The organism is Anabaena azotica FACHB-119 (genome assembly GCF_014697625.1).
GTDB lineage: Bacteria > Cyanobacteriota > Cyanobacteriia > Cyanobacteriales > Nostocaceae > Trichormus > Trichormus azoticus_A.
In genome coordinates, this window is record NZ_JACJSG010000104.1 from 1 (window position 1) to 6321 (window position 6321).

A 6321-nucleotide genomic window follows, 5' to 3' on the forward strand; every position below is an offset into this window, starting at 1 on the left:
TCATCGTTCTCATCCAACTTCTTGGTGAGGACTTTATATTCTCTACCACCTTCGAGTTGTTTACCTTCATACCATCCGGCTAATTCCTGATTCTCATAAGCTATCCAAATACCCGCCGGTGAGTTTATGGATTTGCCGGCTGGGGTCTTTTCATATGCTCTGTTTTCTCTGGAATCGAAATCGAAAGTTGTTTCAATAGCTGTCATAGTAGCTGCCTTTTTTTGTGTTTAAGGGGCTTTGTGCGCGAGTTGTGATTACTAATCTAGTCTCAACTCATAATTCTTTAGCGTAGCGGTTGCTGGTATTTGTTACTTAGAAATAATCTATAAAAAGCCTGTATTAAACATTATAGTACAGGCTTAATTGCTGGGTTAAATAGTCAGAAAGCCAAAATTGATCAATCAGAGAAAACTTATCAATTATTTTTATGCTCAATAGGTTTACTCTGATTGATTTTGATTAATCACTAATCGTTGGAAGCGGGATTGTTGAATACTGAACAGGGGAATCAAAATTACCCCCAACTCCCCCTTGAGGATTCTGTTTCCAGGCTAAATGATGCTGTATAACTTGATGAATATCATATGCACTTTTTGCTATTTGCGGAACTTGTTCACTCCTGATGCCAAAGTGGGCTTGCTTGGGCATCTGAGTAATCAGAGTATTTAGTTCTTTGAGAGTTTCAGTTAATTCTTGATAGCGCTCCTCTGACAATGAACTAAATAACCAAGCTACTTCTTCCAATTGCCCCATGTGAATCCGCGCAAACAGTTCACAAGCTTTTGAGATAACTGTTAATTGCTCATCGTTTAGGTCTAATGTTGTCATGATTTGTTAATAAATGGATTACTCAGACCGAGGAATGATAAATAACTTTGGTGCTGTGATGACATCTTGTAGGGTGTAGCAGTTTAAGCACTGCACCAATTCAGGAAAATAAATCTCTTCCTCTTGGCAATACTTCCCGCAAATGCAGCAGTGCCGATTCTTGGCTGCATTTGAGTTGCTTAGGTCTTGTGTCATTGGTTTTCGCCTATATATGAGAAAGTTTAATATGCAAAAACTGAAAACTTTTGCATATTAATATTTTAAGATTTACTTGATCTCCAAATAATCAGAAATCTCTGCTGGTTCTAGTTCCTGTAAAAATCCGACTAACCGATATGGGTCTTTACAACATAAAGTTTGTTCTAGATGCTCAGTGTTTAGATGATGTTCTTCACATACTGCATCAAAAACATCGCCCAACTCTAGATTTACGTCTGCTGACCACACTTGTTTTTCTATTGCAGCTACATCTATTTTCATGGTTAACACCCAACATATTATTTTTCTGCTTGTTTTCGCGTAGCCTTAATTCAATAACTAACTCCCTCAATAAATTCATCAAACGATTCATATATGCTTTCATCATGCCGCAAATCAAAAAGTTGAAATTCTTGGCGCTTCAACCCAAACCGGAACATTACATTTGAGCGACAACCTCCACGCACAGTATTTTCCAAGAACAAAACCGCACCAAAGCACAATTTTGATTCCGTAGTAACTTGACCTTCATTAGAATTAGAATAATCTACTGTTTTGTGACAATGAAAGGCTTTATCGTGTGTAATACCGTCTAGAATATCATGTGCTTTTTCTGGCGAAAGCACATAAGATACGGACTTTCTAAATGGGCAATCTTTACAAGGTTGTTTCATGATATTTGAAAAATTATTATAGGTCTTGAATTTATAATATCCCTCGGTATGACCGAGGGATTTCAATATCTTTTTGAAAACTTAGGCTGGGCCAGATTTGTCTTTACTAAAAGCACCCAGTGGAAATTCCCACTTTCCTGAAGGCACTACAACTGATTCGCAGTATTCGCGTGACAGCGCCAACTCAATAATCTCTGGCTTCATCGAATACGGACGACCCATCGCTACACGTTCCATCACAGTGTATTGTCGATGAATGGTATATCCCTCTTTACCCTGCTTACGCCAATAACTATCAAACTGTTTCTCATAATCAGCCATCTTTTCAATCACTTGCGGAGCGATTTGATAGACTGATGCCAGTTGATCATCAGAAGCGAAGATGCAGATGATACAGCTACAGCGCCCAAAGCCTAATTCGTAACTGGGGTGCGATCGCAGATTCCACCTTTGAATAATATTCCACACTCCCGCCTCATCCCAATCAAGCACCGCTCGCCAATGATCAACATGACGGCTTTTGGTGTGAGTACGGTGTGGTTCAAACTGCTTGTACTTACTTCTGCTAGCCGATTCCTCCCGACGCTCACCACTGATCACTAGGGTGCGCTTACCTTTGAATCGTTCTTGATTGGCGATCGCTGCGTCCCCCACTGAAATTTTCGAGTACGAACTGCACCACCGCGTTACCATGCTCCCACCAATTTGTGGAAATCTCCAGCGAGTGGAAGCGTTGTTGCTGTTGCCACCGGAAGTTTGTAACTGGAGGGGTGTTTCGTAAGTCGTCGGTGCAGTTGGTGAGTTGAACCGGAGCATCTCACGCTCTAGCCCACCCTCTCGCCACGAAAAGTATAACGGGATATCCAAGGCAAGGCATACTTTACGGCAATAATCTTCAGTGATGGGCCAATCGAAGAACAACTCGCCTTGACCATCCACTAGGTGATGCCAGCATTCGATTTTTGACTTGGGGATTCCTAATTCTAAAAGATGGAGTATACAGGCTAGGCTATCTTTCCCGCCACTGAATGCAATTATGTAATGGTCGTAGCTGTGAACATCAAAATCTGGATATTGTTCACAGCTTAGTTCGATACCGAAATCTAAACTAAGCTGAGTATACATATTAGAAATGCCGCCAGAGGTTCGGATGAATCCCTCTCAAACTGACAACTTTCTCATCAGTTGTGACAGATTTTTTAACCTGAACGGCAGCAGCTACAGTGGTGGCAGGCAATAAAGAACTCAACAACTGTCGCTGATGATCTATATCTGCCACGCTGCGGAAAATTCTGTAGGGGTCTAGCTGCATCCCCAACGGCGTGGGGATTATTTTTAAATATTGGTTAAGCAAGTCTATGTAGCCTGCCGTGTTTAAATTCCTGTTAGCAATATAAGAACGAAGCAAGTCTAGTAGTTGAATAGCCCGTCTGATATCTACAACGCTACATGACTCTATCTGGGGTTGACTTTCTTCGTAACCTTTTGCTTTCTTCTCGACTACAAGATTATTGTATTTAGCGATCGCAATTCCCTGGTTACTCAGTTGATGTACTTTGATTTGGGGATCGTAACCAACCCGCCCCCACTGGACAGTGATTTTACTTTCTTCAACTTTTGCTGACCAGAACTTATTGCTGTTACTGGCAGCATTGACGTAAACAAGATATGTTTCCATGAGTTTTAAAGATGAATATTTGAACAGGTGAACATTAAATATTCACCTGTAACATAACTATTGATTAGTAACCTATGAAAGCATCTGTGATTTTACTGACTGATTTACACCATTCTGGACTATTCTTTTGAGTACAGAACAACGCCTCTGCACTTACGAGCGTTGTAGCTGAACCCATGCTTATGAATAGTAATCCAAAATAAGCTGCTGCGATTATTTTCATCTTACGAATCCTTTTTGAAGAACTCAATTCGCTTCAACTGGCTTGGGCGCAGCCGCTTGTAAAAATCTACGCATATTTGGGTAATAAAACTCAAATCTATGTAGAAAGAAGTTAGCGGTTTATCTTCTTAGAAAATCGTCTTTAACGCCGAGGCTTGCTTGTGCCAGATTCTTCTGACAATCGCTTGACTAAAGACCCCCAGTTAGAGATAGCATAGAAGTCGTGACGCTTAATGCTAGATTTCTTTATCAATCTATTTAGTTGGTTCCAAAGGCTCCATACGTGCTTTCCATCCTTCACGGAGAGATAGGCGGTTATGGAGCTGGGAATATTTTCAGTTAATCGCATACCACGCCGTGCAATAGCGATCGCCGCAGCACAGTCTGAAGGTAGTCCATACTGTCGGGCATATTTCACCATACCAATGAGACTGGTATAGGCTGGGTTTACCTTCATTAGATAAATGCCACGATTGCTCCCAATACTGTCTAGTAATTGGTAAAAACGGCTATATGCCCAACCAGAGAGCATCCGAGCATACTTTCTTCCACGTTCTCCCAGTTGCTCTTTCTTGGTAGAAAAGTCTAATTCTTCACAAACAATCGGACAAGCAAATGTTTTGGCTAATCGCGCCAGTCTTAAACAAGCTTCAACAATCTGTGCGTCTTGTTTGCCTGATGGTAGTCCCATCTGTAGCGGGATTTGACCATGAGATTTGAGATTGCCATCTTTATCAACATATGCCCAGCCAATGGAGCTAGGATTCATATCAATCCCAATACAGCCATAAGCAGAATGTTTAGAAACACGCTCAACTGGTTTTGGCGTAAACTGCACTGCTGCATTCCATTTGTTGTGCTTGCGAAAGAAATGCCATGTCTTTGCGCCATCTTCAGGTAATCGGTAATGCAAGCGGTTAAAGTTACCAAGAGTTGTCTGTACGTACTTACCAAACTTTGATTCTAGACAAGCTGGGACGCGGAATTTTAGGGTATTTCCGTCCCATTGACAAACTTGATTACCAAACTTTTCATCTTTGGAACCAATTATAAATACTTGATTTCTAGGGATAATTGTTTGAATTGGGGAAGTTTTTAAGGTTTCAATCTGTTTAGCTAATTTGTAAGCCCGACGTTTTTTATTGTGAATTTCAAAACGTAAATTATTCCAATTAGTATTACGGAACTTGAGAGAACAAGACAGGGGAAAGCGACATCCTGTTTTAGAATTATGCCAGTTATTTTTAGCATAGAACTTAGCCGAATCAGATAATTTCTTCTCTGACTTGGTAATCCAAGAGTTGAGCGATTTTAGCTTTCCTTCCAGTGTTTTGATGTGAAGCTTACGGTGTTCCTTAGAAGCATTAACCGCACCTTGAGCAAGACTAATTACGCCATTGGCATGACGTTTTGATATGCCATAAGTCTTTTGTAGATGAGTGTTCCAGCTAGAGTTATTGAAGCTATTTGCTGCCAAAAGGTAATTAGCTGTTTCACACGCTGCTTTATGAAATACCGAACTATAAGCAGTCAGAAACATCTCAAACTTTGTAAGTCCTAAACTATTTAACTCTTCTCTTGGAGTCGGTAGTCCTTTAACATAGGTGAGAGTCGGCATTTATTCCACCTCATCAATTACATTGACTAACCCACTAAATAGCTGATAACCTGTGGATCTATCGCCATAATCCGCTTTTTAATTGATGCTGGTGGATTCTGAAAGAACCGCTTTAAGTCTTGACTTCTCACCTGATAACAATGAACACAACGTTTTTTAGCTTTTAACCAACCTTGTCTGACCCAGTAAGTCACAGTCGCTCGATGTAAGCAAAGATTTTTGGCTATCTCACTACAGCTATAGTTATCAAGAGTAGGCCGGATAGAGTAACCAAGCTTATATAATTTGCCAGCGATCGCTAACTCACTACGATAATATCCTCGTCTTTTTAACCGAAAGGCAATCTGTTTGACTGTATATGTTTCAGCCATTTGTTCCAAAGTTATTAATTCTGCTTCAGTCCATCTTCTGTACATAGATAAACCTCCAAAACTCATCAAAATTGATATTTTGTAGTAAAGAAATAAAGGTGAGTCGTTTTACTGAACTCTTCAATACCAGGGATTCAGACCATTACCCGTACTAAATCCTCTTCCCTGACCATAGAAAAGCAATCGCAAACGATACTCGTCGGGACAAGCATTGGTGAACGCCACTCTACGAGGTAATACCAAGCCTGATCTGCAACCTGGACACCCAACACCAAACGCTGCTTTGTCGTAGGCGGATTACTGACCAACATCACGCGATCGCCCACCGCATACGCTGGTTTTTTCACGGTGTTCGCTTCCATGCGTCCAGTACCAAGAATCTCTTGTTTGGTAGCAACTATAGTATCGTTCTCAAGTTCAATGAAATACCTCCACTCGCCTCTAGCCCACCCAAACCCAGAGCAGTATCCAAATGTCCGTGAAGCCCTAAGATAAACTCGCTCCCACACATTGACCTCAACGGGTGGTATTTCTTGACCCCAAGGCGGAGAGAAATACCAGCACCTTTCTAGAAGAGGAATTTGTTCTGTCATACTTTCTTCCCCAAAAGATGATTAATAGCTTCGGTATCCAGGCTAGAAATTCGCTTTTTGATTTGTTGCGGGGGATTATTTAAAAACTCTCTAAGATGACCTGTACCGATTTCGTAATACTTCGGACAACGCTTGTTAA

10 protein-coding genes are annotated in these 6321 nt (G+C 40.9%); all 10 read right to left on the reverse strand.

The annotated features are described in order from the left end of the window. Window positions 1-206, reverse strand: a 206-nt coding sequence (locus H6G83_RS34315; RefSeq protein WP_190480581.1) for a hypothetical protein, incomplete at its 3' end; no start/stop codon positions are given. Window positions 207-459: 253 nt separating this feature from the next. Then, window positions 460-828: a hypothetical protein gene (locus tag H6G83_RS34320; RefSeq protein WP_190480583.1), complete on the reverse strand. Its 369-nt coding sequence runs from the start codon at window positions 826-828 to the stop codon at window positions 460-462. Between the two features lie 18 nt (window positions 829-846). Then, window positions 847-1023 carry a hypothetical protein gene (locus H6G83_RS34325; protein ID WP_190480585.1) on the reverse strand — a complete coding sequence of 59 codons (177 nt, stop codon included), beginning with the start codon at window positions 1021-1023 and terminating at the stop codon, window positions 847-849. 72 nt (window positions 1024-1095) lie between these two features. Next, the gene (locus H6G83_RS34330; protein WP_190480587.1) at window positions 1096-1308 is read right to left on the reverse strand and encodes a hypothetical protein; all 213 of its coding nucleotides are present in this window, start codon (window positions 1306-1308) and stop codon (window positions 1096-1098) included. Between the two features lie 50 nt (window positions 1309-1358). After that, window positions 1359-1652, reverse strand: coding sequence for a hypothetical protein (locus H6G83_RS34335; protein ID WP_190480589.1), 294 nt, complete (start codon window positions 1650-1652; stop codon window positions 1359-1361). A gap of 129 nt (window positions 1653-1781) precedes the next feature. Next, complete coding sequence (locus H6G83_RS34340; protein ID WP_190480591.1) at window positions 1782-2825, reverse strand: phosphoadenosine phosphosulfate reductase domain-containing protein; 1044 nt, start codon at window positions 2823-2825, stop codon at window positions 1782-1784. Between the two features lies 1 nt (window position 2826). Continuing rightward, entirely contained in the window at window positions 2827-3378 is a 552-nt protein-coding gene (locus tag H6G83_RS34345; protein ID WP_190480592.1) for a WGR domain-containing protein, read from the reverse strand. A 364-nt stretch (window positions 3379-3742) separates the two neighbouring features. Then, window positions 3743-5218: a hypothetical protein gene (locus H6G83_RS34350; protein WP_190480594.1), complete on the reverse strand. Its 1476-nt coding sequence runs from the start codon at window positions 5216-5218 to the stop codon at window positions 3743-3745. Between the two features lie 26 nt (window positions 5219-5244). Beyond that, a complete protein-coding gene (locus H6G83_RS34355) occupies window positions 5245-5634 on the reverse strand; it encodes a terminase gpP N-terminus-related DNA-binding protein (protein ID WP_190480596.1) in 390 nt (129 codons plus the stop codon). 89 nt (window positions 5635-5723) lie between these two features. After that, window positions 5724-6182, reverse strand: a complete 459-nt coding sequence (locus H6G83_RS34360) for a DUF1392 family protein (RefSeq protein WP_190480597.1) — start codon at window positions 6180-6182, stop codon at window positions 5724-5726. Window positions 6183-6321 lie beyond the last annotated feature (139 nt).

Bases quoted from the DNA above. Each gene is read 5' to 3' on its own strand.
- H6G83_RS34320 (WP_190480583.1), bottom strand. From the start codon at position 828: ATGACAACATTAGACCTAAACGATGAGCAATTAACAGTTATCTCAAAA.
- H6G83_RS34325 (WP_190480585.1), bottom strand. From the start codon at position 1,023: ATGACACAAGACCTAAGCAACTCAAATGCAGCCAAGAATCGGCACTGC.
- H6G83_RS34330 (WP_190480587.1), bottom strand. From the start codon at position 1,308: ATGAAAATAGATGTAGCTGCAATAGAAAAACAAGTGTGGTCAGCAGAC.
- H6G83_RS34340 (WP_190480591.1), bottom strand. From the start codon at position 2,825: ATGTATACTCAGCTTAGTTTAGATTTCGGTATCGAACTAAGCTGTGAA.
- H6G83_RS34345 (WP_190480592.1), bottom strand. From the start codon at position 3,378: ATGGAAACATATCTTGTTTACGTCAATGCTGCCAGTAACAGCAATAAG.
- H6G83_RS34350 (WP_190480594.1), bottom strand. From the start codon at position 5,218: ATGCCGACTCTCACCTATGTTAAAGGACTACCGACTCCAAGAGAAGAG.
- H6G83_RS34355 (WP_190480596.1), bottom strand. From the start codon at position 5,634: ATGTACAGAAGATGGACTGAAGCAGAATTAATAACTTTGGAACAAATG.
- H6G83_RS34360 (WP_190480597.1), bottom strand. From the start codon at position 6,182: ATGACAGAACAAATTCCTCTTCTAGAAAGGTGCTGGTATTTCTCTCCG.